The sequence below is a fragment of the Pseudooceanicola nanhaiensis DSM 18065 genome, from assembly GCF_000688295.1.
Taxonomy (GTDB): Bacteria; Pseudomonadota; Alphaproteobacteria; order Rhodobacterales; family Rhodobacteraceae; genus Pseudooceanicola; species Pseudooceanicola nanhaiensis.
The window spans coordinates 116,241-141,716 of sequence record NZ_JHZF01000014.1 but is presented as its reverse complement, the minus strand read 5'-3'; the positions used below and the strand labels follow the sequence as shown (position 1 = coordinate 141,716).

The 25,476-nt window shown below is 70.4% G+C and carries 24 protein-coding genes and 1 pseudogene; 12 read left to right on the top strand and 13 right to left on the bottom strand.

The features are described 5' to 3' along the window. The gene (locus tag Q344_RS0117705) at nt 1-588 is read right to left on the bottom strand and encodes a YqgE/AlgH family protein (RefSeq protein WP_051630803.1); all 588 of its coding nucleotides are present in this window, start codon (nt 586-588) and stop codon (nt 1-3) included. 150 nt (nt 589-738) lie between these two features. On the opposite strand from Q344_RS0117705, the gene Q344_RS0117700 reads away from it, so the two are divergent. Continuing rightward, complete coding sequence (locus Q344_RS0117700) at nt 739-1,545, top strand: protein-disulfide reductase DsbD domain-containing protein (RefSeq protein WP_028287935.1); 807 nt, start codon at nt 739-741, stop codon at nt 1,543-1,545. 19 nt (nt 1,546-1,564) lie between these two features. Here Q344_RS0117700 and Q344_RS0117695 read toward each other — a convergent pair whose 3' ends face one another. From Q344_RS0117695 to Q344_RS25655, 6 genes are all read right to left on the bottom strand, one after another. Further along, nucleotides 1,565-4,963: an efflux RND transporter permease subunit gene (locus Q344_RS0117695; RefSeq protein ID WP_028287934.1), complete on the bottom strand. Its 3,399-nt coding sequence runs from the start codon at nt 4,961-4,963 to the stop codon at nt 1,565-1,567. A 4-nt stretch (nt 4,964-4,967) separates the two neighbouring features. Next, nucleotides 4,968-6,440 carry an efflux RND transporter periplasmic adaptor subunit gene (locus Q344_RS0117690; RefSeq protein WP_028287933.1) on the bottom strand — a complete coding sequence of 491 codons (1,473 nt, stop codon included), beginning with the start codon at nt 6,438-6,440 and terminating at the stop codon, nt 4,968-4,970. A gap of 138 nt (nt 6,441-6,578) precedes the next feature. Next, entirely contained in the window at nt 6,579-7,109 is a 531-nt protein-coding gene (gene moaB / locus Q344_RS0117685; protein ID WP_028287932.1) for a molybdenum cofactor biosynthesis protein B, read from the bottom strand. Then, nucleotides 7,109-7,732 carry a LysE family translocator gene (locus tag Q344_RS0117680; RefSeq protein ID WP_036539841.1) on the bottom strand — a complete coding sequence of 208 codons (624 nt, stop codon included), beginning with the start codon at nt 7,730-7,732 and terminating at the stop codon, nt 7,109-7,111. Before Q344_RS0117680 ends, moaB begins: the two co-directional genes overlap by 1 nt. Beyond that, a complete protein-coding gene (locus Q344_RS0117675; RefSeq protein ID WP_028287930.1) occupies nt 7,732-8,511 on the bottom strand; it encodes a uracil-DNA glycosylase in 780 nt (259 codons plus the stop codon). The genes Q344_RS0117680 and Q344_RS0117675 overlap by 1 nt, the downstream gene beginning before the upstream one ends. 162 nt (nt 8,512-8,673) lie before the next feature. After that, nucleotides 8,674-9,495, bottom strand: coding sequence for an antibiotic biosynthesis monooxygenase (locus Q344_RS25655; protein ID WP_188781506.1), 822 nt, complete (start codon nt 9,493-9,495; stop codon nt 8,674-8,676). A gap of 158 nt (nt 9,496-9,653) precedes the next feature. Here Q344_RS25655 and Q344_RS0117665 point away from each other — a divergent pair, with 158 nt between their 5' ends. From Q344_RS0117665 to Q344_RS0117640, 6 genes are all read left to right on the top strand, one after another. Beyond that, on the top strand, nt 9,654-10,601 hold the full coding sequence (locus Q344_RS0117665; protein WP_028287929.1) for an aspartate carbamoyltransferase catalytic subunit: 948 nt from the start codon (nt 9,654-9,656) through the stop codon (nt 10,599-10,601). Beyond that, nucleotides 10,598-10,750 carry a hypothetical protein gene (locus Q344_RS26180; protein ID WP_156954741.1) on the top strand — a complete coding sequence of 51 codons (153 nt, stop codon included), beginning with the start codon at nt 10,598-10,600 and terminating at the stop codon, nt 10,748-10,750. The genes Q344_RS0117665 and Q344_RS26180 overlap by 4 nt, the downstream gene beginning before the upstream one ends. Further along, entirely contained in the window at nt 10,747-11,304 is a 558-nt protein-coding gene (locus tag Q344_RS25230; protein ID WP_051630801.1) for a hypothetical protein, read from the top strand. The genes Q344_RS26180 and Q344_RS25230 overlap by 4 nt, the downstream gene beginning before the upstream one ends. After that, the gene (gene pyrC / locus Q344_RS0117650; protein WP_028287928.1) at nt 11,301-12,593 is read left to right on the top strand and encodes a dihydroorotase; all 1,293 of its coding nucleotides are present in this window, start codon (nt 11,301-11,303) and stop codon (nt 12,591-12,593) included. Before Q344_RS25230 ends, pyrC begins: the two co-directional genes overlap by 4 nt. Next, on the top strand, nt 12,586-13,191 hold the full coding sequence (gene plsY, locus Q344_RS0117645; RefSeq protein WP_028287927.1) for a glycerol-3-phosphate 1-O-acyltransferase PlsY: 606 nt from the start codon (nt 12,586-12,588) through the stop codon (nt 13,189-13,191). Before pyrC ends, plsY begins: the two co-directional genes overlap by 8 nt. A gap of 191 nt (nt 13,192-13,382) precedes the next feature. Continuing rightward, a complete protein-coding gene (locus tag Q344_RS0117640; RefSeq protein WP_028287926.1) occupies nt 13,383-14,072 on the top strand; it encodes a dioxygenase family protein in 690 nt (229 codons plus the stop codon). 54 nt (nt 14,073-14,126) lie between these two features. On the opposite strand, the pseudogene Q344_RS26800 reads toward Q344_RS0117640, so the two are convergent. The 5 genes and pseudogenes from Q344_RS26800 to Q344_RS0117620 all read right to left on the bottom strand — a co-directional run. Continuing rightward, nucleotides 14,127-14,201 (bottom strand): annotated as a pseudogene (locus tag Q344_RS26800) (hypothetical protein); the annotation flags it as partial. Nucleotides 14,202-14,228: 27 nt separating this feature from the next. Continuing rightward, nucleotides 14,229-15,599, bottom strand: a complete 1,371-nt coding sequence (locus Q344_RS0117635) for a glutamate--cysteine ligase (RefSeq protein WP_028287925.1) — start codon at nt 15,597-15,599, stop codon at nt 14,229-14,231. Nucleotides 15,600-15,666: 67 nt separating this feature from the next. After that, nucleotides 15,667-16,182 (bottom strand): hypothetical protein, encoded by a 516-nt coding sequence (locus Q344_RS0117630; protein ID WP_028287924.1) that lies wholly within the window; start codon nt 16,180-16,182, stop codon nt 15,667-15,669. Then, the gene (locus Q344_RS0117625; RefSeq protein ID WP_036539838.1) at nt 16,179-17,039 is read right to left on the bottom strand and encodes a GNAT family N-acetyltransferase; all 861 of its coding nucleotides are present in this window, start codon (nt 17,037-17,039) and stop codon (nt 16,179-16,181) included. Before Q344_RS0117625 ends, Q344_RS0117630 begins: the two co-directional genes overlap by 4 nt. After that, nucleotides 17,039-17,761: a 16S rRNA (uracil(1498)-N(3))-methyltransferase gene (locus tag Q344_RS0117620; RefSeq protein WP_028287922.1), complete on the bottom strand. Its 723-nt coding sequence runs from the start codon at nt 17,759-17,761 to the stop codon at nt 17,039-17,041. Before Q344_RS0117620 ends, Q344_RS0117625 begins: the two co-directional genes overlap by 1 nt. A 27-nt stretch (nt 17,762-17,788) precedes the next feature. Here Q344_RS0117620 and ubiA point away from each other — a divergent pair, with 27 nt between their 5' ends. The 5 genes from ubiA to Q344_RS0117595 all read left to right on the top strand — a co-directional run bounded on the left by ubiA (nt 17,789) and on the right by Q344_RS0117595 (nt 23,880). Further along, entirely contained in the window at nt 17,789-18,751 is a 963-nt protein-coding gene (ubiA, locus tag Q344_RS0117615; protein ID WP_028287921.1) for a 4-hydroxybenzoate octaprenyltransferase, read from the top strand. Between the two features lie 66 nt (nt 18,752-18,817). Beyond that, nucleotides 18,818-20,788, top strand: a complete 1,971-nt coding sequence (locus Q344_RS0117610; protein ID WP_028287920.1) for an OmpA family protein — start codon at nt 18,818-18,820, stop codon at nt 20,786-20,788. 40 nt (nt 20,789-20,828) lie between these two features. After that, entirely contained in the window at nt 20,829-21,158 is a 330-nt protein-coding gene (locus Q344_RS0117605; protein ID WP_028287919.1) for a hypothetical protein, read from the top strand. A 98-nt stretch (nt 21,159-21,256) separates the two neighbouring features. Then, a complete protein-coding gene (locus Q344_RS24345; protein ID WP_051630800.1) occupies nt 21,257-22,918 on the top strand; it encodes a SulP family inorganic anion transporter in 1,662 nt (553 codons plus the stop codon). After that, nucleotides 22,915-23,880: a formylglycine-generating enzyme family protein gene (locus Q344_RS0117595; protein ID WP_051630798.1), complete on the top strand. Its 966-nt coding sequence runs from the start codon at nt 22,915-22,917 to the stop codon at nt 23,878-23,880. Before Q344_RS24345 ends, Q344_RS0117595 begins: the two co-directional genes overlap by 4 nt. A gap of 51 nt (nt 23,881-23,931) precedes the next feature. Here Q344_RS0117595 and Q344_RS0117590 read toward each other — a convergent pair whose 3' ends face one another. Next, a complete protein-coding gene (locus Q344_RS0117590; RefSeq protein ID WP_036539833.1) occupies nt 23,932-25,419 on the bottom strand; it encodes an arylsulfatase in 1,488 nt (495 codons plus the stop codon). Between the last annotated feature and the right edge of the window lie 57 nt (nt 25,420-25,476).

Here is a 25,476-nt window from a genome sequence, read left to right as displayed (position 1 = left end):
TCAGGCCCGGCCCGAGAGCGCCGACAGCGTGGCGGGGTTGATCCCGAGGCTGCGCAGCGCCGCTTCCCACTTGCCGCCCAGGTCCCGGCCGAAGACCAGCTCGGCCGTCGCGTCGCAGGTGAGCCAGGCGTTCAGCCCCATCTCGTGCTCGAGCTGCCCCTCGCCCCAGCCGCAATAGCCCAGAGCCACCAGCGCGCGCTCGGGGCCGCGGTCGTCGGCGATGTCCTCCATGATGTCCATCGTGGCGGTCATCGCCAGTTCGTCGGTCACGTTCAGGGTCGAGATCGCGGATTGGTATTCGCGGGTGTGCAGGACGAAGCCCCGCTCCTCCTCCACCGGGCCGCCGGACAGGACGGGCATTTCCCCGGCGCCGCCCTCGCATTCCACGTTCAGCTGTTCGAACAGATCGCCGAGCCGTACGCCCAGGGCGGGGCGGTTGATCATCAGTCCCATGGCGCCTTCGTCGGAATGGGCGCAGAGCAGGACGACCGCGGCGGAGAAGCGGGAATCCCGCATCCCCGGCATGGCGATCAGCAGCTTGCCGGTCAGGTCTGTCGGTTCGTGCACAGGGGGCTCCGGCTGGGTCATGCGTGGTGTCATCCTGAAAAATGGAGGCTTTGACCCGGCGACGCAAGGGCAGCCCGGCGATGTGACGGAGCGGTCACGAGACCGCGATGTTGCGGAGATGTCGCCGGAATGTGAGTTGGCAAGGGCCGCCATGCCGCGCATCTAGGGGGCATGAAAGCCATTCGCACCCTCCTCGGCGCCCTCGCGGCGCTGCCGCTGCTGGCCGGGGCCGCCGCCGCAAACCCCTATGCCGAGAACATCACCGCACGGCTGCTGCCGGGCTGGCGGCAGGCCGACGGGCGCCATGTCGCGGGGCTGGAGCTGCGGCTGGCCGAGGGTTGGAAGACCTACTGGCGCGTGCCGGGCGAGGCGGGCGTGCCGCCCGTCTTCTCGTGGCGCGGATCGGACAACCTGCAGAGCGCCTCGGTGGTCTGGCCGCGGCCGGTCGTCTTCGACCAGAACGGCATGCGCTCCATCGGCTACGTCGAACACGTGGTCCTGCCGCTGGTGATCACGCCCCGCTCTCCGGACGCGCCCATCACCCTGCGCGGCGACATGATGATCGGCATCTGCGACGAGGTCTGCGTGCCGGTCGAGATGCGCCTCACGGGCGTGCTCGAACCGAACGGCGGCCATCGCGATCCGGCGATCGCCGCGGCGATGGCCTCGCGCCCCTTCTCGGCGCAGGAGGGCAAGGTCGCATCGGTGGATTGCCGCGTCGGGCCGGGCCGCCACGGCATCGCGCTGCAGGTCGATATCGACATGCCGAGCGCCGGCGGGACCGAGACGGTGGTGGTCGAAAGCGCCGATCCTCGGGTCTGGGCCGCGGATGCGGACAGCGCGCGCCAGGGCGCGCGCCTGACGGGGCAGACAGAGCTGATGCACGAGTCCGGCGGGGCCTTCGCGCTCGACCGCTCCGCGCTGACCTTCACCGTGCTGGGCCGGGACCGCACGGTCGAGATCAAGGGCTGCGACTGAGCCGCCCAGGCGGCGGCGGTCAGGCCGACCGCCGCCGCCGCATCGCGACGTTCATCGCCGCCAGGACGTAGGCCGCGGCCACCAGGACCGCCATTCCACCGATGAAGACCGCCGCGCTTGCCACCAGCGGCGACAGCGACCCGAGCCCCCCGATCCCCGCCAGCCAGCCGGGCAGCGCCCCGATCCACAGGGTCGCCCCCATCGTCGCCGCGCACCACAGCGCCATCGCGGCCACGCCGGCCCATGTCAGCCCGCGCAACCCGCCCGCCCCGCGCGCCCCGAGCGCCCGGCGCAAGGAGGTCACGCGGCGCGACACGTCGGCCTGCGCCGCGATCAGCGCGGGCACCACCAGCAGCACCAGCACGACCCCGAAGCCCAGCCCGTAGCAGAGCGTGATGACCGTCGGCTTGAGGAACTGCGCCTGGCTCGAATTCTCGTAGAGCAGCGGCGCGAGGCCCAGGACCGTCGTCAGCGTGGTCAGCAGCACCGGCCGAAGCCGGTCCGCGGCCCCGTCGATGATCGAGGGGATGAGCCCGCGATCCCCGGCGTAGTCGTCGATCGTGGTGACCAGCACGATGGCGTCGTTGATGATGATGCCGGTCATGCCGATCAGCCCGATCACGGTGAACATCGACAGAGGCACGTCCCAGGCCGCGTGGCCGTAGATCGTGCCGACCAGCCCGAAGGGGATGATCGCCATGATGACCAGCGGCCGGGTCCATGAAGCGAAGACCCAGGCCAGCACGAGGTAGATGCCCAGCAGGACGAGGATCAGGCCGGTCACGGCGTCGCTCAGGAATTCGCTCTCCTGCTCGGAGAGGCCGCTCATCTGCCATTCGACCTGGTGGCGGCTGGCGATGGCGGGTAGGATCTCGTCCCTGAGCGCGGTCATGATCTCGCCGGCGCGCGCGGGATCGTCCTCGGAGATCTCGCCGGTGACCGAGATCGTGCGCAGCCCGTTCTCGCGCCGCACGGTCGAGAAGCCGCTGCGCCGGTCGGCCTGCACGATATCGGCCAGCGGCACGTAATCGCCCGAGGGCATCCGCATCTGCGTCCGTTCGAGGAAATCCGCCGTCAGCTCGTCCTCGGGCAGCTCGACCCGGATCGTGGCGGAACGTGGCCCTTCCGGGAAGGTCGCCGCCTCGATCCCGTTCAGCCGGTTGCGCAGCTCGCGCCCCAGCGTGTCGATGGTGAAGCCGAGCGCGCGGCCCTGCGGGGTCAGTTCGAGGATCAGCTCGTCCTTGTCGTAGGACAGGTTGTCCTCGACCGCCGAGACCTCGGGAAAGCGCAGGACGGCGGTCTTCAGCGCCTCCGAGGCGGCCTTCAGCGTCGCGGCATCCGCGCCGTAGAATTCCACGTCGAGCGCATCGCCGCCGGGCCCGGAATGCCAGCCGCGGAACGACACCTCTTCGGTCAGCGGATGCGGCTGCACCGCCTCCTGCAGCTCGGCGACGAGCTGGTAGGAGGAATAGGGCCGCAGGTCCGGGTCGATCAGCTCGATCGCGATGGAGCCCAGCAGGTCCTCGTCCTTGGTCTCGGAGCTGGCCAGGGCCCGGCCGGTGTTGCCGCCGATCTCGGCCATCACGTAGTCGATCGGGTTGCGGCCGTATTCCGCCTCGTATTTCGCGCCGATCTCGTCGGTCGCGCGCTGCATCTCGCGCATCATCGCCATGGTGTCCGCCCGGGTCGCCCCGTTCACCATCGAGAAGTTGCCCGAGACCGAGGGCTGTTCGGGCGAGTTGAAGAACCGCCACGGCACGTCGCCCTTGACCACCAGCCCGACCTGGGAGGCGAGCACCACCAGCACGCCCGCCATCACCGGGTAGCGCAGCCAGACCACGCCCGCCATCATCGGGCGGAAGACGGTGCGGCGGAACCAGACGAAACCGCGGTTCACGTGGTGCGAGGGCATGTCGTACCAGTGCCGGGTCCCGGTATGCACCAGCGCATGGGCCATGTGGCGCGGCAGGATCAGGAAGCATTCGATCAGCGAGGCCGCCAGCACGGCGATCACCGTGAAGGGGATGTCCTGGATCATCTCGCCCATGCGACCGCCGATGATGGTCAGCCCGAAGAAGGCGATCACCGTGGTCAGGGTCGCGCTGAACACCGGCAGCGCCATCCGGCGGGCGGCGTTCTCGGCCGCCTGCACCGGGTGTTCGCCCAGCTTTCGGAAGCGCGCGTCGGCATGTTCGCCCACGACGATGGCGTCGTCCACGACGATGCCCGTTGTGATGATCAGCGCGAAGAGCGAGATCATGTTCAGCGTCAGCCCGCCGATGTACATGAAGGCGATGGCCGCCAGCATCGACACCGGGATCCCCGCCGCCACCCAGAGCGCCGTGCGCGCGTTCAGGAACAGGAACAGCAGCACGAGGACCAGCCCCAGCCCGACCAGCCCGTTGTCGAGCAGGATGTCGAGCCGGCCGGTGATCTCTTCGGCGCGGGTGCGGATCAGGTCGATGGATGAGCCCGCGGGCAGCACCGCCTGCATCTCCCGCGCGACCTCTTCCACGGTCCGCTGGATCTCGATGGCGTCGCCCTTGTCGTTCCGGTCCACCCGGATCGAGATCGCGGGATTCGCGCCCACGAAATAGGTCCGTCCGCTGCCGATCCCCTCGACCCGGATGTCCGCGACATCGCCGATGCGCAGCTCGGAGCCGTCGGGGTTCAGACGCAGCGGGATCGCGGCGATCTGGTCGGCGGAGCGCTTCTCGATCCCTGTCCGCACCCGGGCGTTGCCGCCCGCCACGTCGCCCGCGGGATCGGCATCGACCTCGGCCGCGATGGCGGAGGAGATGTCGGCCATGCTCACGTCGTTGGCGATCAGGTTGACCGAGGGCACCTCGACGATGATGTCGGTGGCCGAGACGCCGCGGATCGTCGTCCGCGTCACGCCTTCGGCGAAGAGCCGGGTCACGAATTCATCCGCGAAGCGGCCGAGCTGTTCGACCCCGACGGGCCCCGTCACGACCACGTCCGTCACCCGGTCGCGCCAGCCGCCGCGCCGGATCGTCGGCTCCTCGGCCTCTTCCGGCAGGTTGGTGACGCTGTCGAGCGCGCTCGACACGTCCTCCGCGGCCTGCCCCATGTTCCAGTTCGGCTCGAATTCCAGCGAGATCCGGGCGCTGCCCTCGGTCGAGCGGGCGTAGGACGACACAACCCCGTCCACCGACAGAAGCACCGGGTCGAGAAGCTGGATGATCGAGGCGTCGATATCCTCGGCCCCGGCACCGTCCCAGCGGATGCTGACGTCGATCTCGTCCGAGATCACGTCGGGCAGGAACTGCGCCCGCATCTGCGGCACCGCGGCGATGCCCATCACGATCAGCACGACCAGCAGCAGGTTCGCGGCGGTCGGGTGGCGGGTGAAGTACGAGAGGATCCCGCCCGCGGCCCTGGGCATCTGGCGCGCCATCGGCTCAGCCCCCCATCCGGGCTTCGATCCGCTCGACCATCTGCACCGGCACTTCCGGCTGTTCCAGCTGGGCGAGGATGCGGGTCTTCATGTCGGCGGGCATCCGCTCCGAGGCCTCGATGAAGGCGCGGATGCGGGCGCGGCGCTCGGGTTCGAGCGCCACCATGGCGGGGGCGGCCGGTTCGGGCGCGGGCGTGGCCTGCCGGTCGGCCTCGCCGAGCGGCCGGACCTTGATGCCCGCGCCCAGCAGGGGCGAGCGTTCGCGCACCACGTCGCGCCCGGCCAGCGCGTCGCCGCGCACCAGCACGTCGTCGCCCTGCCGCCGTTCCAGCGTCACGGGCAGCACCTCGAGCCGGTCGTCGTCCCCCACCACCAGCACGGTGCCCGCCGCGTCGAGCGCTGTGGCCGGCAGCCGCACCACGTTCTCGAGCGCCGGCTCCTCGGTGGCCACGGTCACGAAATCGCCGGGGATGAAACCGCGCGGCGCGTCGAGCCGGGCAAAGATCAACCGGCCGACCTGCCCCTCCCCGACCGCGGCGCTGTCGCGGCTGATCTCGCCCTCGGCGGTCAGCCCGAGCCCCTGCACGTCGAGCGTGACTGTCACCGGGGCGGGGCGCAGACGGCCGCGCGCGTCGAGCAGCCGGGCGTATTGCGCGGTGGAGACCCGGAAGGCGACCTCGAGCGCGTCGGGATCGATCAGCCGGCCAAGCTCCTCGTTGCTCGACACGAGCCCGCCCTCGACCACGGAGACGTCCGCGAGGATGCCCGCGAAGCCCGCCCGGACGACGGTGTTGTCGAGATCGCGCTGCGCCTCGTCGCGGGCCAGTGTCGCGCGGGCGAGCGCGGTCGCCGCCTGATCGACGCGCGCCTCGGCATTGGCCTCGGCCGAGCGCGCGGACAGCACCGACTGGCGCGAGGATGCGGCGGCGAGCTCCGCCTCCTCGACCGTCGCGGCGGTGCCGACGCCGCGGTCCTGAAGATCGACCTGCCGGCGGAAGGCCTTCTCGCGCAGGGCGGCCTGCTCCTCGGCCGCAACCCGGGTGTCGCGGGCGATCCCGACCGCGCGCTCGGCGTCGCGCTGTTCGGCCTCGGCGTCGCGCAGGTCGGCCTCGGCCCGGGCAAGCGCCGCCTCGGCATTGACCGGGTCGATCTCCAGCAGGACCTCGCCCGCCGCCACCTGTCCGCCGCTCTCGAAATTCTCGCTGATCCCGACGATCTCTCCGGCGGCCGAGGCGCGCAGCACCAGCGTCCGGCGGCTCTGGACCTCGCCGAAGGCGGTGAGCACCGGCGCGATCGTCTCGGGCACCGCCCGCGTCACGTTCACCGCGAAGACCCGCTCCCGCGCGGGGGGGATGCGGGGTTCCTGGCTCATCCGGTCCTGCACGGCGCCGAAGACCAGCGCCCCGGCCCAGACGATCAGGGCCAGCGTGAGGGAGACGAGGAACAGCCCGGCGAGGCTGTGGCGCAGGAAACGCATGGGCAGTCCTTCTTGCGGCGTGCCGGGCGCCCGGCGACGGGGAAGTATCGCAGGCCCGCGCGCCCTCTGCCAAGGCACAAGGGTGTCATCCGGAGAGGGCGGAACCTGCCGGTTACGGGGCTGATACGTAGCCGCGGATCATTTCCGTCGCAGGTGTTCGTCGAGCCGCGGCATGATCTCGACGAAATTGCAGGGCGTGTGCCGGTAATCGAGCTGCGCGGCGAGGATCTCGTCCCAGGCGTCGCGGCAGGCCCCGGTGCTGCCCGGCAGCGCGAAGAGATAGGTGCCGCCCGCGACGCCGCCCGTGGCGCGGCTCTGCACCGCGGAGGTGCCGATCTTGCCCATCGAGACCATGGTGAAGACCGTGCCGAAGGCGTCGATCTCCTTCTCGTAGACGTCGCGATGCGCCTCGACCGTGACGTCCCGCCCGGTCAGCCCGGTGCCGCCGGTGGTCAGGATCACGTCGATGCCGGGGTTCGCGATCCACTCCCTGAGCTTCGCCGCGATCATCGCCCGGTCGTCGCGCAGGATGCCCCGCGCGGCCAGCCGGTGGCCCGCGCCCTCCAGCCGTTCGACCAGCAGGTCGCCGGAGCGGTCGTCCTCGGGCCCGCGGGTATCCGAGACGGTCAGCACCGCGATCCGGACCGGGATGAACGCGCGCTCGGCCATCACGCGCGCTCCGTCAGCGCGAGCCTGAGCGCCAGCGCCCCGAAGATGCCCGCGCTGATCCGGCCCAGCCAGCGCGACATGCCCTCGGACCGCGCCATCCGCTGGCCGACCCGGGCCGAGAAGGCGCCGGCGAGCCCGTTGATGACGAAGCCGCCGATCGCGAGCATCGCCGCGAAGGTCAGGAACTGCGCCAGCACCTGGCCGCGGGCGGGATCGACGAATTGCGGCACGAAGGCCAGCACGAAGAGGATCACCTTGGGATTCGTCAGGTTCACGACGAAGCCGTCGCGGAAGGCGCGGGAGGAGCTTTCGGGCGCCGCCGGCCCCGGTGCCCGCGCCCTGAGCGAGCTGACCGCCAGCCACAGCAGGTAGGCCACGCCGATCCAGCGGATGGCGTCGAAAAGCCCGGGATGTGCCGCCACCAGCGCGCCCAGCCCCAGCCCGGCCAGCAATCCGTGCACGAAGGAGCCCAGCGAGATCCCCCCGCTGGCCGCCCAGGCCGCCCGCGGCCCGCGCCGCATCCCCTGCCCGATGCAGAACAGCATGTCGGCCCCGGGGGTGAGGTTCAGCGCCAGCCCGGCCGGCAGGAAGGCCAGGAGCACGATGGGATCGACCGGCAGCATCAGCCGAGCCTCGCCTTCAGCGACAAGAGATCCGACCACGCCTCGCGCTTGGCCTGCGGCTGGCGCAGCAGGTAGGCCGGATGCGTCATCGGCAGGGCCGGACGGCCATAGGCCTCGGCCCATTTTCCGCGCAGCTTCAGGATGCCGCGCCGGCCCAGCCCGGCCTGGCAGGAGATGTTGCCCATCAGGATCACGACCTCCGGATCGACGAGCTCCACGTGGCGCTGCACGAAGGGCAGCATCATCGCGATCTCCCCGGCCTCGGGGTCGCGGTTCTGCGGCGGCCGCCACGGCAGGACGTTGGTGATGTAGACCGCGCGGTCGCGCTCCTTCTCGCCCCGGTCGAGCCCGATCGCGCCCAGCATCCGGTCGAGCAGCTGACCGGCGCGGCCCACGAAGGGCCGGCCGACGCGGTCCTCGTCGCGGCCCGGCGCCTCGCCCAGGATCATCACCCGCGCGGCCGGGTGGCCGTCCGAGAAGACGAGGTTGCGCGCGCCGCGCTTGAGCTCGCAATGATCGTAGGCCGCCATCGCCGCCGCGAGCGCGGCGAGGTCATGCGCCCCCTGCGCCGCGGCGCGCGCGACCTCGACCGCGTCGACCTCGGCCCGGACGCGGACGGGCTCCTCGGCCGGCGGCGCGGCCCGGGCGGGGGTCTTCGGCTGCACCCTGGGCAGGTCGAACCGGTTCACCGGCGCGTCGAGGATGGCCTCGGTGGCGCCGAGCTCCACCTGCCATTCCAGAACGGCTTTCGCGTAATGCCAGTCGATGCCCGATTCCATGGCGCCACCCTACAGGGGCGGCGCGGCAGGCAAAAGCGCGATGCACGGGCGGCGCGCGGCCCGGAGGGCCCTGTTCCGATTTCCGCGGGAAATCGGAAGCCTCCGGCGGGGATATTTGGGGCAAGAGGAAGCGGGGCGACCCGCGGCGTCCCGACCGGCGCGTCAGGGGCGCGGTGTCCAGCGTGTGGCGGGCGCGTCGCCGGGCAGGTCGATGCCGGCGGGATAGGTGAGAAGCTCGATCAGCGTGCCCCAGGGGGCGTGGCCGTAGACGCCCGCGTTGCCCTCCGCATCCTCCTGGTTGGCGAGCGGATGCGGGCCCTTCAGAAGCGTGCCGCCCGCGGCGGTGAAGGCCGTGCAGGCCGCGTCGATGTCGTCGACGTAGAGGCCGAGGTGGGTGAGGCCCATGTCCTGCAGGCGCGCCGGGTCGGACTGGCTACCGCCCTCCATCTCGAAGAGCTCGAGGCAGGGGCCGTTGCCGAGCCGCAGAAGCCGCATGTGCACGATGCGCGTCCCCGGGGCGAGGCCCAGCTCGGCCTGCGGCCCCTCGCCCTCCATGTCGGGGCCGTCCTTCGGCAGCACGTCGTAGAGCGTCACCGCGCCGAAGGCCTCCGCGAAGAACCGGGTGGCGGCCGCGATGTCGGGCACGGTCATGCCGGCATGATCGACGCCCCGGATGCCGGGCGCGGCGGGGCGCGCGGCGGCGAGCTCCGAGAGCGGCGTCACCTGCGGGGCGGCTTCCGTGGCGACGTCCCGGAGGGCGGCGTTGAACCGTTGGGTATGGGGCTGCGAGCGGTGCGCCTCGACGGCGGCGGCGTCGCGGTATTCCTCGAGCATGACGAGCGCGCCGCCCTCCTCCGCGAAGGCCTCGAACCGGATGTTGCCGGCTTCGGCGCGGACCTGCACGGCAAGATCCTCGACGAGGGTCCTGAGCCGGGCCTCCTGCCCGGGCCTGGGTGTCACGCGGGCGATCATCGTGCGGGTCATGGCTGTCTCCGTCTCGGCTGTGCGATGCTGGCTCAGGGGTCCCAACCGCGCCGGCGGGCGCATGTTCCGGGACCTTCCGACGCAGGCCGCCCGCTCCGATGGCTTGTCCCGCCGCCCCGGCCTTCCTATAAGCGTCCCCGGCGACAGGGGGAGCATCCATGGCCTTCACGCAGGACCATCTTCTCGGCATCGAGAAACTCGGGCCGGACGACATCACCACCCTTCTCGACCTCGCCGACGACTACGTCGCGCTGAACCGTTCGGACAACAAGCACGGCGACGCGCTGCAGGGGCTCACCCAGGTCAACATGTTCTTCGAGAACTCGACCCGGACCCAGTCGAGCTTCGAGCTCGCGGGGCGCCGGCTGGGGGCGGACGTGATGAACATGTCGATGCAGGCCTCCTCGATCAAGAAGGGCGAGACCCTGATCGACACGGCGCTGACGCTGAACGCGATGCGCCCGGACCTGCTGGTCGTGCGCCATCCGCATTCGGGCGCCGTCGACCTGCTGGCCCAGAAGGTCAACTGCGCCGTGCTGAACGCAGGCGACGGCCGCCACGAGCACCCGACGCAGGCGCTGCTCGACGCGCTGACGATCCGCCGCGCCAAGGGGCGGCTGCACCGGCTCTCGATCGCGATCTGCGGCGACATCGCCCATTCCCGCGTCGCCCGGTCGAACATCATCCTGCTCGGCAAGATGGAGAACCGCCTGCGCCTGATCGGCCCGCCGACGCTGGTGCCCTCGGGCATGGAGGAGTTCGGCTGCGAGGTCTACGAGGACATGGAGGATGGCCTCCGCGACGTCGACGTGGTGATGATGCTCCGCCTCCAGAAGGAGCGGATGGACGGCGGCTTCATCCCCTCGGAGCGCGAGTATTACCACCGCTACGGGCTGGACGCGGAGAAGCTCGCCTTCGCGAAGGACGACGCCATCGTGATGCATCCGGGGCCGATGAACCGCGGGGTCGAGATCGACGGCACCATCGCCGACGACATCAACCGCTCGGTGATCCAGGAGCAGGTCGAGATGGGCGTCGCCGTCCGGATGGCGGCGATGGACCTTCTCGCCCGCAACCTGCGCGCCCGGCGCGCCGCCGCGGCATGAGCTTCGACGTCACCGACCGCGCCACCGGCGACGGCCGGGACGGACTCCTCGCCGAGGGCTCGCGCCGCGAGGACGTGGGCTTTGAACGTATCCCCGACGGCCGCGTTGTGCTGGAGTTGATGCGGCGCATGCAGGGAGAAAAGAGATGACAGACCGGATCGAGATTCCCGCCGGCGGAGACGACATCCACGTCTTCGGCCTGGACCTGACGGGGCCGGAGGCGGAGGCCTTCGTCGCCCGTCCGGCGAACAATGGCGGCGGCTGGCCGCTGAAGGTGCGGCTCGGGGCCTCGAGCCTCGACCCCGCCCATGTGGAGCACTTCCCCGTCTCGGACCTCGCCGGGGTCGGCCTGCCGGGCTACCTGACCGAGGGGCTGGGCGCCGACGCGGCCGCCGTCGAGGCCGAGCGCGACCGGCTCGAGGCGCTGCGCGGCGACGTGGTGATCCTGCGGCCCTCCGCCTTCGGCGACACGGCCCAGAGCCTGACGCCGGAACCGCCGCTGCACCATGTGGGCAGCTTCCCCCCCGCCCGCCCCGTCACCACGATGGAGCGCATCCGCACGCCCGCGGCCGAGGGCGCCGGGCAGGGCACCATCCCGATGACCCCGCCGCCGACCAGCCGGGCGCTGAAATGGCTTGCCGCGCTGGCGGCCTTCGTGATCGTGGTCGGCATCCTCGTGCTCGCAACCGGAGGTTTCAGTTGACCGCCACGCTCTTCCACAACGCCCGCCTGATCGACCCCGAGGCCGGGACCGACGCGCCCGGCTCGCTCCTTGTCCGCGACGGGGTGATCGTGGCGCGCGGGGAAGAGGCCGATGCGACGGGGGGCGACGCGCGGATCGACTGCCGGGGCGCCTGCCTTGCGCCCGGCCTCGTCGACATCGGCGTGAAGGTCTGCGAACCGGGCGAGCGGCACAAGGAGAGCTTCGGCACCGCAGGACAGGCCGCGGCGGCGGGGGGCGTGACCACGATGGTCACCCGACCCGACACGACCCCGGACATCGACACGCCCGAGGTGCTGGAATTCGTCGCCCGCCGCGCGCGCGAGGCGAGCCTCGTGCGGGTCCTGCCGATGGCGGCGCTGACCAAGGGTCGCGCGGGCCGCGAGATGACCGAGATCGGATTCCTGCTCGATGCGGGCGCGGTGGCCTTCACGGATTGCGACAGGGTCGTCACCGACACCAAGGTCTTCTCGCGCGCGCTGACCTATGCCCGGTCGCTGGGCGCGCTGGTGATCGCCCATGTGCAGGAGCCCACGCTGTCGCAGGGCGCCTGCGCGACCTCGGGCAAGTTCGCCGCGCTCCGCGGGCTGCCCGCCGTCTCGCCGATGGCCGAGCGGATGGGCTTCGACCGCGACATGGCGCTGGTCGAGATGACCGGCGCCCGCTACCACGCCGACCAGATCACCACCGCCCGCGCCCTGCCGCCGCTGGAACGGGCCAAGCGCAACGGGCTCGACGTCACCGCCGGGGTCTCGATCCATCATCTGACGCTGAACGAATTCGACGTCGCGGATTACCGGACCTTCTTCAAGGTGAAGCCCCCGCTCAGGTCCGAGGACGACCGCCGCGCGGTGATCGAGGCCGTGGCCTCGGGCCTGATCGACGTCATTTCCTCGATGCACACGCCGCAGGACGAGGAGAGCAAGCGCCTGCCCTTCGAAGAGGCCGCCTCGGGCGCCGTCGCCCTCGAGACGCTGCTGCCGGCGGCGCTCAGGCTCTACCATTCCGGCGACATGGACCTGCCGACATTGCTGCGGGCGATGACGCTGAACCCGGCCAGGCGCCTCGGCCTGCCGCAGGGGCGGCTGTCGAAGGGCGCGCCCGCCGACCTCGTGCTCTTCGATCCGGATGCGCCCTTCGTGCTCGATCGCTTCGCGCTGCGGTCCAAATCCAAGAACACTCCCTTCGACGGCGCCCGGATGCAGGGCCGCGTGATCGGCACCTGGGTCGGGGGCACATGCGTCTACGACAGGACCAGCGAACATGCCTGAGCTCGTCTCTCCCACCTCCGTCCTGATCCTCTGGGCCGTGCTCGGCTACCTGCTGGGGTCGATCCCCTTCGGGATCCTGCTCTCCCGCGCCTTCGGACTGGGCGACCTGCGGAAGGTGGGGTCGGGCAACATCGGCGCCACCAACGTGCTGCGGACCGGCAACAAGAAGGCCGCCGCCGCGACGCTGATCTTCGACGGGCTCAAGGGGGCGGCGGCGGTGCTGCTCGCCCGATATTTCGCGGCCGAAGACGCGGCCCAGCTCGCGAGTCTCCTGGCCTTCATCGGCCATTGCTTCCCGGTCTGGCTGGGCTTCAAGGGCGGCAAGGGGGTCGCCACCTTCCTCGGCGTGCTCCTCGCGCTGGTCTGGCCCGTGGGGCTCGCCTGCTGCGCGACATGGCTCGTGATGGCGTTCTGGAAGCGCATCTCGTCGCTCGCGGCCCTCGCCGCGGCGGCATCGAGTTCGTTCTGGGCGGTGCTGCTGACCGACGGCACCGCGTTCTTCCTCTGCGTCGCGCTGACGGTGCTGGTCTTCATCCGGCACGGCGGCAACATCCGCAGGCTTTTCGCCGGGACCGAGCCCCGCATCGGGCAGAAGTAGGCGCGCCACCGGCGCCGGGCCGACGCCCGGCCTGCCGCATCACCTGTCGTTCGGCGCGGTCGGGGGACACGGCGCCGACCACACGTCCGCCGAGGGAATGAGCGCCCCGTTGCCGATGCAATTCGGCCACGGCTGAGCAAGCGTTCCGCGCGCTCTATATTGGCTGCACGGCAGAAAAAACAGGACATAAAATGTCGAGCAGTTCACTCTCCCGCCGCGCGCTTCTGAGCGTTTTCGCGGCAACTCCGCTGGTGACCACCGGAATCGGCGTGTTCCCGGCCACCGCACGGGCCCAGGCCGCCGAGGCCGGGCTGATCACCCCCAACGTCTGCATGCTCACGCCCGAGACGACCGAGGGGCCCTTCTACCTCGATCCCGGGCTGGTCCGGCAGGACATCCGCGAAGACCGCCCGGGCATGCCGATGAACATCGCGCTGCAGGTGGTCCGCCCGGACTGCACGCCGATCAGCGGCGCCCGGGTCGACGTCTGGCATTGCGACGCGGCCGGGGTCTATTCCGGGTTCTCCGAAAGCGGTTCGGAGAGCGGCGAGACCTTCCTGCGGGGCACGCAGGTCACCGACGACACCGGCGTGGCGCGGTTCCACACCATCTATCCCGGCTGGTATCCCGGCCGGGCCACGCATGTGCATTACATGGTCCATCTCGGCACGACGCGCACGGCCTCGCAGGTGTTCTTCCCCGACGCGCTCTCGGCCTATCTCTACCGCTACGTCGATCCCTATGCCGAGCGTGAGACCGGACCCGACACCACCAACGCACGCGACCGGATCGCCCGGTCGGCAGGCGACGGCGCCTTCGCCCAGGTGAAGGAAATGGAAGAGGGCTATCACGCCGCCCTCGTCGTCGGCCTCAGAACCTGAGACGCGGCCGCCCGCGCGCAGGGCCGGACCGCGGCAGCGGCCCGGCCCAGTCGTTCACTTGACCACGTGCCAGACGTCGTTCATGCCGTCGCCCGCCATGTCGCCCGCGGCCTCGTCACCGCTCCAGTAATAGAGCGGCTTGCGCCCCCCGCGGGGTCAGTAGGAATACTCCGCGTAGATCCGCGTGAGGTCTCCGTCCCAGTCGCCGTGATAATGCTCGAGCAGCTCGTCGGCGGGCGTCTTGCCGCTCTCGACGCTTTCCTTGAGGGCGTTCAGGAAATGGGTCTCGTCCGGCAGCAGCCCGCCCGCGCCCGGCATGGCCCGCGCCTTCAGCCCGGCCTCCGAGATCGCGACGACCTCGCGCGCGAGCGCATGCATGTCGATGCCGTTCACCTGCGCCTGAAGGCCCTCGTCCGCCGCCGCGACGCGCAGCGCCTCGCGGGTCGGGGCGTCCCAGCCCTTCACCAGGTCCCACGCGGCATCCAGAGCGGTCTGGTCGTACATCAGCCCGACCCAGAACGCCGGCAGCGCGCAGAGCCGCCGCCACGGGCCGCCATCGGCGCCGCGCATCTCGATGAACTTCTTCAGCCGCGCCTCGGGGAAGAGCGTCGTCAGGTGGTCGGCCCAGTCCGAGAGCGTCGGCTTCTCGCCGGGCAGAGCGGGCAGTTCGCCCTTCAGGAAATCGCGGAACGACTGGCCGAGCGCGTCGATGTATTTCCCGTCGCGGTAGACGAAGTACATCGGCACATCGAGCGCGTATTGCACGTAGGCCTCGAAGCCGAAGCCCTCGTCGAAGACGAAGGGCAGCATGCCGGTCCGGTCCGCGTCGAGGTTGCGCCAGACATTGGCGCGCCAGGATTTCATCCCGTTGGGACGGCCCTCGAAGAACGGCGAATTGGCGAAGAGCGCGGTGGCCACGGGCTGGAGCGCCAGCGCGACGCGCAGCTTCCGGACCATGTCCGCCTCGGAGCCGAAATCGAGGTTCACCTGCACCGTGCAGGTCCGCCGCATCATCGTCGTGCCCATGGTGCCGACGCGCTGCATGTAATCGTTCATCAGCTTGTAGCGGCCCTTGGGCATGAGCGGCATCTCGTCATGCATCCACTCGGGCGCGGCACCGAGGCCGATGAAGCCCACGCCGATCCTGTCGGCGATCTCCTTCACCTCGCGCAGGTGCTCGTTCACCTCGTCGCAGGTCTGGTGGATGGTCTCCAGCGGCGCGCCCGAAAGCTCCAGCGCCCCGCCCGGTTCGAGGCTGACGTTGGCGCCGTCCTTCGTGAGGCCGATCAGCACGCCGGCTTCTTCCACCGGCGCCCAGCCGAAGCGGTCGCGGAGGCCTTCCAGCACCGCCTGGATCGAACGCTCGCCCTCGTAGGGCAGCGGCTTCAGGCTGTCCTTGCAATAGCCGAACTTCTCGTGCTCGGTGCCGATCCGCCAGTCTTCCTTGGGCTTGCAGCCCGCGGCGAGGTATTCGGCCAGCTGTTCGTGCCGCTCGATGGGCCCGCCGCCTGATTGGGGAATGGACATGGCGCCGTGCCTCCGGTCTCGCTCGTCTCTGTCGAAGGTTCAGAAGTGACCGGGATGGGGGGGAGTGTCAATGCAGCCGCAGCGACGGCTTCTCCCAGATGGTGACGGGGTAACGCTCGACCCCGTGCAGCGCCGCGAGCATGGCCCGCGTGTCGAAGAACGGCAGTGCGCCGAAGGCGTCGAAAAGCGCCTCGGCCCCCTCGGCGGTCACCGGGATCTCGAGATCGCCGCGCCCGGGCTGGCGGATCCGCCAGACGGCCGGATCGCGGCCGCGGTCAAGCGTGACCTCGGTGATCTCGCTCAGCGCGGCGATGCCGCCGTCCCAGGGTCCGAAATAGGCGATCTGGCCCTCGTCCACCCGGACGACGCCCGGCCCGTCGCGGCCCTGCCGGAACCGGCCGCGCTGGATGCCCGCCGCGATCAGCCCGCCGCCGAGGGCCGCCATCAGCCAGCCGACCCAGTTCACCAGCGGCCCGGTGCCGATCGCCCACCAGAGCCCGAGCGCGACCACGCCGGCGCCTGCCAGCGCCTCGCGCCAGCGCCGCGCGGCGGCAGCGATCTCGGGACGGACGAAGCCGCTCATGGCGCGATCTCCACCGGCGGATCGAGCAGCGTCAGGGTGTAGTCGCCGATCCGCCGGAAGCCGATCGCGACATAGGCCCGCGCCGCCGCCTCGCTCGCCGCGAAAAGCACGGCGCGGGTGATCCCTGCCGCGCGCTTCTCGGCCAGGAGGCCCGCGACGGCATGGCGCGCGAAACCCGTCCCGCGCAGCTCGGGCGGGGTGTAGACCCCGCCGATCTGGACGATCCCCGGCGCCGCGGCGTTGATCCCCGCCATCGAGACCGGCGCGCCGTCCCGCCAGAGGATCCGGTAGGTGTCGCGCTCCAGCGCCCGCGCGATGTCGCGCGCGGCGACGGCCATCGCCTGGTCCGGGGCGGTGCCCAGCACCTCGATGTGATAGCTGGCGCGCCACGCCTCCATCAGCGTGCGATCATCCGGGCCGGGACGGGTGAGGGTGAAGCCGTCATGCCCGGCCGGCAGCTCCAGCGCGTCGAGCTCCAGCGCGAAATGCGGCTCGTCCCGGTCGAGCGCCGAGCCGGTGCCGGAGAGGCCCAGGACCTCCAGCCCGGACCGCGCCGCCCGCGCCTCTCCGGCCATTCCGAAGGCGCGGTGGCCGGCCAGGTCCGGCGCCACCGCCCGCCAGTGCCCTGCGGGCGCCTCCGGCAGGACCGGCAGAAGCATCCCCTCGGCCGTGATCGCGATGAAGGCCGTGACCGGGGCGCCGTCGATCCAGACGAACATGGCGCGGGCTGCGTTGTCGCCGCCCGCCACCGCCAGACCGTCGGTGTCGATGTTGGAGAGCGGGAACATCGCGACATCCGCCTGCGCGGTCAGAAACGCCCGGATGGCGGGGATGTCCGCCGCATGCGCCCGCCGCATCACCAATCCCCGAGCGCCGTCTGCCACAGGGTCAGCGCGGCCACCGCCGCGGTGTCCGCCCGCAGCACCCGCGGCCCGAGGCTGACGGGCCGCGCGAAGGGCGCCGCATGGAGCCGCGCGCGCTCGGTCTCGGAAAAGCCGCCCTCGGGCCCGATCAGGATCGCCCAGGGCGCGCCCCGGTCCAGCCCGGCCAGCCCCGCCGCCTCGCCCGCCAGCGCCTCGTCGCAGAACATCAGCTGCCGGCCCTCGGGCCATGTGTCGAGCATCCGGTCCAGCCGCTCGAGCTCTGCGACCTCGGGCACGTAGGTCCCGCCGCATTGCTCGGCCGCCTCCACCGCATGCGCCTGCAGCCGGTCGCGCCGGATGCGCTCGGAATTGGTGAAGTCGGTCTGCACCGGAAGGATGCGCGCGGCGCCCATCTCGGCCGCCTTCTCGACGATGAAATCGGTGCGGGCCTTCTTGATCGGCGCGAAGATCAGCCAGACGTCGGGCGGCATCCGCTGCGGCGCGCTCTGCCGGTCGCAGCGCAGTTCGCCGGCGCGCTTGCCGGCGGTGACGACCTCGGCCACCCACTCCCCGTCCTGTCCGTTGAAGAGCGCGACCACGTCGCCGGGACCCAGCCGCATCACGTTAAAGAGATAGTTCGCCTGTTCACGATCCAGTTGAACGGTTTGCGCCGCCCCCAGTGGCTGGGCTACATGAAGACGGATTTTCGGCGACAGGCGGGTATGGTTCATGGGGGGCAATCTATGACGCAGGCGGGGAACACGCCAGAGGGACAGGTCCGGGACGCGGTGAAAGGCAACTGGGTCGATGTCTACGCCCCCGCCGGTCTGCGCCCCTACCTCAGGCTCTCGCGGCTCGACCGCCCGATCGGCACGTGGCTGCTGCTGCTGCCCTGCTGGTGGAGCCTGCTGCTGGCCATGCTCTGGGACGGGCAGGCCCGGTGGGAGGACCTCTGGATCTTCGCCGGCTGCGGCATCGGCGCGCTGCTGATGCGCGGCGCGGGCTGCACCTGGAACGACATCACCGACCGCGACATCGACGGATCGGTCGCGCGCACCGCCTCGCGGCCCATCCCCTCGGGCGCGGTCAGCGTGAAGGGCGCCGCCGTCTGGATGGCGCTGCAGGCGCTGGTGGCCTTCGGCATCCTGCTCACCTTCCACCCGCTGGCGATCCTGCTGGGCGTGATCTCCCTCGTCCCGGTCTGCATCTATCCCTTCGCCAAGCGGTTCACCTGGTGGCCGCAGGTCTTCCTCGGGCTCGCCTTCAACTGGGGCGCGCTGCTGGTCTGGGCGGCGCACAGCGGCACGCTGTCCTGGCCGCCCTTCGTGCTCTACCTCGGCGGCATCGCCTGGACGCTGTTCTACGACACGATCTATGCGCTTCAGGACCGCGAGGACGACGCGCTGATCGGCGTGAAATCCACCGCCCGCCTCTTCGGCGAGAACACCCCCGCGTGGCTGCGGCGCTTCCTGATCGCGACCGTCGGGCTGATCGGGCTGGCCGTCCTCGGCGCCGCCATCGGGCGCGACAGCCCGCTGTCGCTGGTCGTGGCGCTCGCCGGGCCCTGGGCCATGGGCTGGCACATGGTCTGGCAGCTCAGGACCCTCAGGTCGGACGATCACGACCGGCTCCTGATGCTGTTCCGGTCGAACCGCGACGCGGGCCTGCTGCCTCTGCCGTTTTTCGCCTGCGCCCTGCTGCTGTGATTGCGCAGGCCCGACGCCCCCTGTAATCCTACCCCTCTCTCGGACAACGCCGGACACCAACACCGCATGCGACTGTCATCCATCGCCATCCTCGCCTCAGCCTTCCTCTTCGCCGCCGTCTCGAGCCTCGTGGCCGCGAGCTTCGCCGTCACCCAGGTCGAAGCCACCACCGAGATCCAGATCCGGCAGGCGCTGGACGAAAGCCAGATGGGATGGGCCGAGGTGCAGGCCGACGGTCTCCAGCTTCATCTCACCGGCACCGCGCCGTCCGAGGCGCGCCGCTTCGCCGCGCTGACGGTGGCGGGACGGATCATCGACGCCAGCCGGGTGATCGACGGCATGAACGTCACGCCGGCCGAGCAGATCGCCGCGCCGAAATTCTCGGTCGAGATCCTGCGCAACGAGGGGACGCTGTCGCTGATCGGGCTGATCCCGGCCGAGACCGACCGCGAGGCCCTGGTCGCGCGGCTGAACAAGCTCAAGGGCGTGGAGGAGGTCTCGGACCTGCTCGACGTCGCCGCCCACCGGGTCCCCGACGGCTGGAGCCCGGCGCTGGACTACGCGGTGAAGGCGCTCAACATCGTGCCGCGCTCGAAGATCTCGGTCGAGGCGAGCCGCGTCTCGGTCACCGGCATGGCCGACAGCCCGGCCGAGCGGAACCAGATGGAGACCGCGCTCAAGAAGGCCGCCCCGCGCGAGATCAAGCTCAAGCTCGACATCTCGGCGCCGCGCCCGGTCATCGCGCCCTTCACGCTGCGCTTCCTAATCGAGGACGGCGCCCCCCGCTTCGACGCCTGTTCGGCCGATACCGAGGAGGCCCGGGCCGAGATCCTCGCCGCCGCAGCCTCCGCCGGGCTGGAAGGCGCCGCGCGCTGCACCATCGGCCTCGGCGTGCCTGCGCCCGAATGGTCCGAGGCGGCCACGAAATCCATCGCCGCGCTGGCAAAGCTCAAGGGCGGGTCGGTCACCTTCTCGGATGCCGACATCACCCTGATCGCCGCGGAGGGCACCGAGCAGGGGCTGTTCGACGACGTGGTGGGCGAGCTAGAAAACGGCCTGCCCGAGCTCTTCACCCTGCACGCGGTCCTGCCCGAGACGCCCGAGAAGGGCGAGGAAGGTCCGCCGGAATTCACCGCCACCCTGTCGCCCGAAGGGCTGCTCCAGATGCGCGGGCGGATGACCGACGAGCAATCCCGCAGCGCCATCGTGAGCCTCGCGCAGGCCCGGTTCGGCTCGGACGCGGTGCACAACGGCGCCCGGCTGGACGAGACGCTGCCCAAGGGCTGGTCGATCCGCGTCCTGACCGCGCTCGAGGCGCTGGCCAAGCTGTCGAACGGCGCGGTCGTCGTCACGCCCGACACCGTCTCGGTCTCGGGCAACACCGGGCTCGAGAGCGCCAGCGACGAGATCACGGGCCTGCTGTCGGACAAGCTGGGCGAGGCCGAGGATTTCTCGGTCGAGGTGGTCTATCAGGAGAAGCTGGACCCGCAGGCGAATGTCCCCGAACCCGAGCAGTGCATCGCCGAACTCAAGCAGATCCAGGAAGTGAAGAAGATCAACTTCGAACCGGGCTCCGCCACGATCGACGCGGAATCCATGGGCGTCATGGACGACATCTCGGAGGTGCTGAAGGCCTGCGGCCCGTTCCGCATGGAAGTCGCCGGCCACACCGACAGCCAGGGCCGCGAGACGATGAACCAGCAGCTTTCGGCCAACCGCGCCCAGGCGGTGCTGAACGAGCTCCGGATGCGCCGCGTGCTGACCGCGAGCTTCTCGGCCAAGGGCTATGGCGAGGAGTTCCCGATCGCCGACAACGGCACCGAGGAGGGCCGCGAGGCCAACCGCCGGATCGAGTTCACGCTGCTGACCACGGACGCGACGGAAGACGAATCAAGCCTTGAAGATCATGCCCGTTCGGCGCAAGAAGACGCTGCGTCAGCGGCGTCCGACGAGGAGACCGCCGCCGAGGACGCGCCGGCAGCGTCCGCGGAGGACGGCTCCGGCGACGCCACGGAAGAAGGCTCCGGCGACGACTGAGGCGCCGACGCGAGGGAACGGGAAGAGGCCGGCAGGGCGGATGAACAGAACCGAATTCATTGTCGCAACCGCGATCATCCTCTTCATTGCCTTCTGCCTCGGCTGGTTCGCCTATTGGCTCATCCACCGCTTCACCCGGGTCTCCAAGGCCGACATGGGCGAGCTCGAGAAGATGGCGCAGGAACTGCACGAGGCCGAGGAGGCCCGCGATCAGGCGATCACCTACCTCCAGCAGCGCGAAGCGGACCTGACCAACCAGCTGCACCAGACCGAGGCCGAGCTGCGCGCCGCGATGGACGGCCTGCGCGAGGCCCGTCACGAGGCCGAGGAAATGCGCGCCTATGTCGAGCGTGTGAACGCCGCGCAATAGCCGCCGTCGCCGTCGCAGGACGACGGCAAAATCATCGTGACCTTGCCGCCGTAACGTGTTCCATTTCCCTTGGGTCAATCGAGGGTTGAGGGAACGGCATGCAGTTCAGCTCCGGCAGGCGCGGGCCACTGGCCCCGGACATCGGCGCCGGCCTGACCGTCGCGCTGGTCTCGATCCCCGAGGGCATGGCCTATGCGCTGGTCGCCGGGGTCAGCCCGATCTACGGGCTCTACACCGGCATGGTGACGACCATCATCGCGTCGCTCTTCGTCGGCACCAACCGGCTGATCGTCACCCTGACGAATGCGCTGGCGCTGGTCGCCGGGGACCAGCTGGGCAAGCTGCCGCCCGAGGCCAGCATGCAGGCGCTCTTCACGCTGACCTTCCTCGTGGGGGTGATCATGACCGTGCTCGGCCTCTTCCGGCTGGGCAGCGTGATCCGTTTCGTGTCGAAGGAGGTCATGGCGGGCTTCGTCTTCGTCACCGCGCTGCTGATCGTGCTGGGGCAGCTCAAGCATGTGGTGGGCCTCGATTCCGAACGCGACACGAACAAGCTGTTCCAGGCCATCGACATCCTCTCGCGCCCCGGCGACTGGAACGCGCAGGCGACGGTCGTGGGGCTCTGTTCCATCGGGGTGCTGCTGGCGCTCGAGCGGACGCCGGTCAGGCGGTTCGCCGACATCCTCGTGATCGCCTTCGCCGGCCTGATGGTGGTGCTGCTCGGCTGGACCGGGGTCGAGATCGTCGCCTACATCGACGAGGTGCCCAGCGGGCTGGACGCCCTGCCCCGCCCGATGCTGCCCGACTTCTCGATGATCCCGGCGCTGATGGCGGGCGCGCTGGCCGCGACCGTCGTCGGGCTGTCGGAAAGCTCCGGCGTCGGCGCGGCCTATCCGAACGCGGACGGCAGCCGGTCGAACATGTCGCGCGACTTCCTCGGCCAGGGGGTGGGCAACCTCGTCGGGTCGTTCTTCCAGGCGATGCCCGCGGGCGGCTCGCTCTCGCGGACGGGCGTGAACGTCAGCGGCGGCGCGCGCAGCCGCCTGTCGGGGATGTGCGCCAGCCTGATGATGATCGTGATCCTGTTCTTCTTCGGCGCGCTGGCCGAGCTCATCCCGCTGACCGGCCTCGGCGCCCTGCTGACCGTGATCGGCGTCGGCGTGATGCTGCGCGAAGGGCGCATCCTGCGGCGGGCCTGGGCCACATCGCGCGCCAATACCGCGATTGCCGGGATCACCATCCTCGCCGGGGTCTTCACCGACCTGACCGTGGCGATCTTCACCGGGGTCGTCCTGTCGCTGATCGTCTACGCGGTCACCGCCTCGGGCGAGTTCCGCTTCCTCGCCCTCACCCGCGATGCGGAGGGGCGCTGGCGCGAAATCCCGCCGCCCGCCGCGCTGGCGCCGGGCGAGGTCGCGGTGGTCGAGATGCGCGGCCCGGCGAACTTCGCCTCGGTCCATTCTCTGGACGACATCTTCCCCGACACGACCGAGGCGCAGGGCGCGACGCTCGTCCTGCGGGTCCGCGACCGCAACCTCGAAAGCCTGACCGGCGTCGAATGGCTGGAAGACCTGCACGCGACCCTCAGCCGCAACGGCGCCCGCCTCGTCCTCGCCGAGGTCGGGCCGGAGCTGATGCGCACGCTCGAGGCCACGGGCCTGGCCGAGGAGATCGGGGGCGCGAACATCTTCCCCGCCTCCGAGGTCGTCTTCGCCGCGACCGAATCCGCGCTGGCCTCCACCCGGAGGGGCGCGGCATGACCCTGCACGCACCGGCCTCCGAAGCGCCCTCGGCCCCGCCGCATCCGGGGATGAAATGGATCCCCGGCGGCACGTTCCTGATGGGCTCGGAGGCGCATTACCCCGAGGAGGCGCCGGTGCACCGCGTCGCCGTGGACGGGTTCTGGATGGACCGCACGCAGGTGACCAACGCCCAGTTCGCGCTGTTCGTGAAGCGCACCGGGCATGTGACCGTGGCCGAGCGGGCGCCCGATCCGGCGCTCTTTCCCGGCGCCCCGGCCGAGAACCTCGTGCCCGGGTCGCTGGTCTTCCGTCCGACGGCTGGCCCCGTGGACCTGACGCGCATCGACAGCTGGTGGCACTGGACCCCCGGCGCCTGCTGGCGCCACCCCGAGGGGCCGGGGAGCCATGTCCGGAAGCGCGGGCAGCACCCGGTCGTCCATATCGCCTACGAGGACGCGCTGGCCTATGCCGCCTGGGCGGGCAAGGCGCTGCCGACCGAGGCGGAATGGGAGTGCGCCGCCCGGGGCGGGCTGGAGGGCAAGGCCTTCACCTGGGGCGACACGCACCTCCCCGGCGGACCGCCGCGGGCCAATACGTGGCAGGGCGAATTCCCGTGGCAGAACCTCTGCACCGACGGCTTCGCCGGAACCTCTCCGGTCGGGAGCTTCCCGCCGAACGGCTTCGGGTTGCGGGACATGGCGGGCAACGTCTGGGAATGGTGCGCCGACTTCTGGACCGAGGCGCATCCGCCCGAGGCCGACAAGCCCTGCTGCATCCCGCAGAACCCGCTGCGCGGCACCGCCACGGGCAGCCACGACCCGGCGGCGCCGGACTGGCCGATCGAACGCCGGGTGGTGAAGGGCGGCTCGCATCTCTGTGCGCCGAACTATTGCCTGCGCTACCGCCCCGCGGCGCGGCGCCCGCAGATGGTCGACACCGGGACCACGCATATCGGTTTCCGCTGCGTGGCGCGGGTCTGAAAGGCCGCGCGCCGGCCCCGAAGGCCCGGCGCGCCGCGTTGCACCCCCGGCTCAATGGCCGGCGCCGCTGCCCATGGTCTCGAGCTGGGTCATCACCGCATCGAGGTTGAAGGCCGCGGGCTTCTGCCGCGGCGGGTACTTCACGAAGGCCTCGATCTGGTCCGCCACCAGCCCCTGCATCCCGTAGATCAGGAAGGCATGGTCGAGATACCAGTCCCAGTAGGTGTTGGAATTCTCGTCCGCCCTCTCGAAGGGATCGCGCCGGAGGTTGAAGATCTTGGGCGCCCGGAGCGGCACGAAGGGCTCGATCCAGCATTGCAGCTGCCGCGCCCGCTGCTCCATCAGCACCGCCTTCCAGTCATTGTGCCGGATCGCCAGCAGGTCGCCGTCGTCGGAGAAGTAGAACATCGTCTCGCGCGGGCCCTTCTCGGCCTCGCCCGAGAGCCAGGGCAGCAGGTCGAAGCCGTCGACATGCACGTTGTAGGTCATGTCGCCGACCGTGTGGCCGTCGAGGAGCTTCTCCTTCACGCCCGGAGCGCCGGCCGCCGACAGCAGCGTCGGCAGCATGTCCTGATGGCAGGCGATGTCGTTCAGCACCGTGCCCGCCTTGATCCGGTCGGGCCAGCGCATGAAGCACGGCACCCGCCAGGCGCCTTCCCAGTTGGTGTTCTTCTCGGACCGGTAGGGGGTGATCGCCGCATCCGGCCAGGTGTTGAAATGCGGGCCGTTGTCGGTCGAATACATCACGAAGGTGTTGTCGGTGATCCCGAGCTCGTCGAGCTTGTCGAGCAGCACGCCGATGGTCTCGTCGTGGACGACCATCATGTCGTTGTAGAACCCCTGCCCGCTCTTGCCCCTGTGCTTGTCGGGACAATGCGTGCGGAAGTGCATGCCGGTGGTGTTGAACCAGACGAAGAACGGCTGGTCGTTCTTCACCGCGTCCTCGATGAACCGGATCGCGCTTTCGAGGAATTCCTCGTCCACCGTCTCCATCCGTTTCCTGGTCAGCGGGCCGGTGTCCTCGATCCTCTGACCGCCCTTGCCGTCGGCCCAGCTGTGCAGCACGCCACGCGGGCCGTAGCGGTCCTTGAACCAGTCCTGTTTGGGGTAGTCCGGCAGCTCCGGCTCTTCCTCGGCGTTCAGGTGGTAGAGGTTGCCGAAGAACTCGTCGAACCCGTGCATCGTCGGCAGGTATTCGTCCTTGTCGCCAAGGTGGTTCTTGCCGAACTGGCCGGTGGCGTAGCCTTCGGCCTTCAGCAGGGTCGCGATCGTCGGATCCTCCTTCTGGAGGCCAACATCCGCGCCCGGCATCCCCACCTTGGTGAGCCCGGTGCGGATCGGGTTCTGCCCGGTGATGAAGGCCGCGCGCCCGGCGGTGCAGCTCTGCTGGCCATAGTAATCGGTGAAGGCCGCGCCCTCGTTGGCGACGCGGTCGATGTTGGGCGTCCGGTATCCCATCTGGCCGCGGTTGAAATAGCTCAGGTTCCAGGTGCCGATATCGTCACCCCAGAGTATGAGAATGTTCGGTTTGTCTGCCATTGCGAGATCCTCGTCATCCGCCCGGAACAGGCGCGCAGACCCACCTTTGCGCGTTAC

Coding starts and splice junctions, on each gene's coding strand:
- Q344_RS0117705 (WP_051630803.1), bottom strand. CDS start 588: ATGACCCAGCCGGAGCCCCCTGTGCACGAACCGACAGACCTGACCGGC.
- Q344_RS0117700 (WP_028287935.1), top strand. CDS start 739: ATGAAAGCCATTCGCACCCTCCTCGGCGCCCTCGCGGCGCTGCCGCTG.
- Q344_RS0117695 (WP_028287934.1), bottom strand. CDS start 4,963: ATGGCGCGCCAGATGCCCAGGGCCGCGGGCGGGATCCTCTCGTACTTC.
- Q344_RS0117690 (WP_028287933.1), bottom strand. CDS start 6,440: ATGCGTTTCCTGCGCCACAGCCTCGCCGGGCTGTTCCTCGTCTCCCTC.
- moaB (WP_028287932.1), bottom strand. CDS start 7,109: ATGGCCGAGCGCGCGTTCATCCCGGTCCGGATCGCGGTGCTGACCGTC.
- Q344_RS0117680 (WP_036539841.1), bottom strand. CDS start 7,732: ATGCTGCCGGTCGATCCCATCGTGCTCCTGGCCTTCCTGCCGGCCGGG.
- Q344_RS0117675 (WP_028287930.1), bottom strand. CDS start 8,511: ATGGAATCGGGCATCGACTGGCATTACGCGAAAGCCGTTCTGGAATGG.
- Q344_RS25655 (WP_188781506.1), bottom strand. CDS start 9,495: ATGACCCGCACGATGATCGCCCGCGTGACACCCAGGCCCGGGCAGGAG.
- Q344_RS0117665 (WP_028287929.1), top strand. CDS start 9,654: ATGGCCTTCACGCAGGACCATCTTCTCGGCATCGAGAAACTCGGGCCG.
- Q344_RS26180 (WP_156954741.1), top strand. CDS start 10,598: ATGAGCTTCGACGTCACCGACCGCGCCACCGGCGACGGCCGGGACGGA.
- Q344_RS25230 (WP_051630801.1), top strand. CDS start 10,747: ATGACAGACCGGATCGAGATTCCCGCCGGCGGAGACGACATCCACGTC.
- plsY (WP_028287927.1), top strand. CDS start 12,586: ATGCCTGAGCTCGTCTCTCCCACCTCCGTCCTGATCCTCTGGGCCGTG.
- Q344_RS0117640 (WP_028287926.1), top strand. CDS start 13,383: ATGTCGAGCAGTTCACTCTCCCGCCGCGCGCTTCTGAGCGTTTTCGCG.
- Q344_RS0117635 (WP_028287925.1), bottom strand. CDS start 15,599: ATGTCCATTCCCCAATCAGGCGGCGGGCCCATCGAGCGGCACGAACAG.
- Q344_RS0117630 (WP_028287924.1), bottom strand. CDS start 16,182: ATGAGCGGCTTCGTCCGTCCCGAGATCGCTGCCGCCGCGCGGCGCTGG.
- Q344_RS0117625 (WP_036539838.1), bottom strand. CDS start 17,039: ATGCGGCGGGCGCATGCGGCGGACATCCCCGCCATCCGGGCGTTTCTG.
- ubiA (WP_028287921.1), top strand. CDS start 17,789: ATGACGCAGGCGGGGAACACGCCAGAGGGACAGGTCCGGGACGCGGTG.
- Q344_RS0117610 (WP_028287920.1), top strand. CDS start 18,818: ATGCGACTGTCATCCATCGCCATCCTCGCCTCAGCCTTCCTCTTCGCC.
- Q344_RS0117605 (WP_028287919.1), top strand. CDS start 20,829: ATGAACAGAACCGAATTCATTGTCGCAACCGCGATCATCCTCTTCATT.
- Q344_RS24345 (WP_051630800.1), top strand. CDS start 21,257: ATGCAGTTCAGCTCCGGCAGGCGCGGGCCACTGGCCCCGGACATCGGC.
- Q344_RS0117595 (WP_051630798.1), top strand. CDS start 22,915: ATGACCCTGCACGCACCGGCCTCCGAAGCGCCCTCGGCCCCGCCGCAT.
- Q344_RS0117590 (WP_036539833.1), bottom strand. CDS start 25,419: ATGGCAGACAAACCGAACATTCTCATACTCTGGGGTGACGATATCGGC.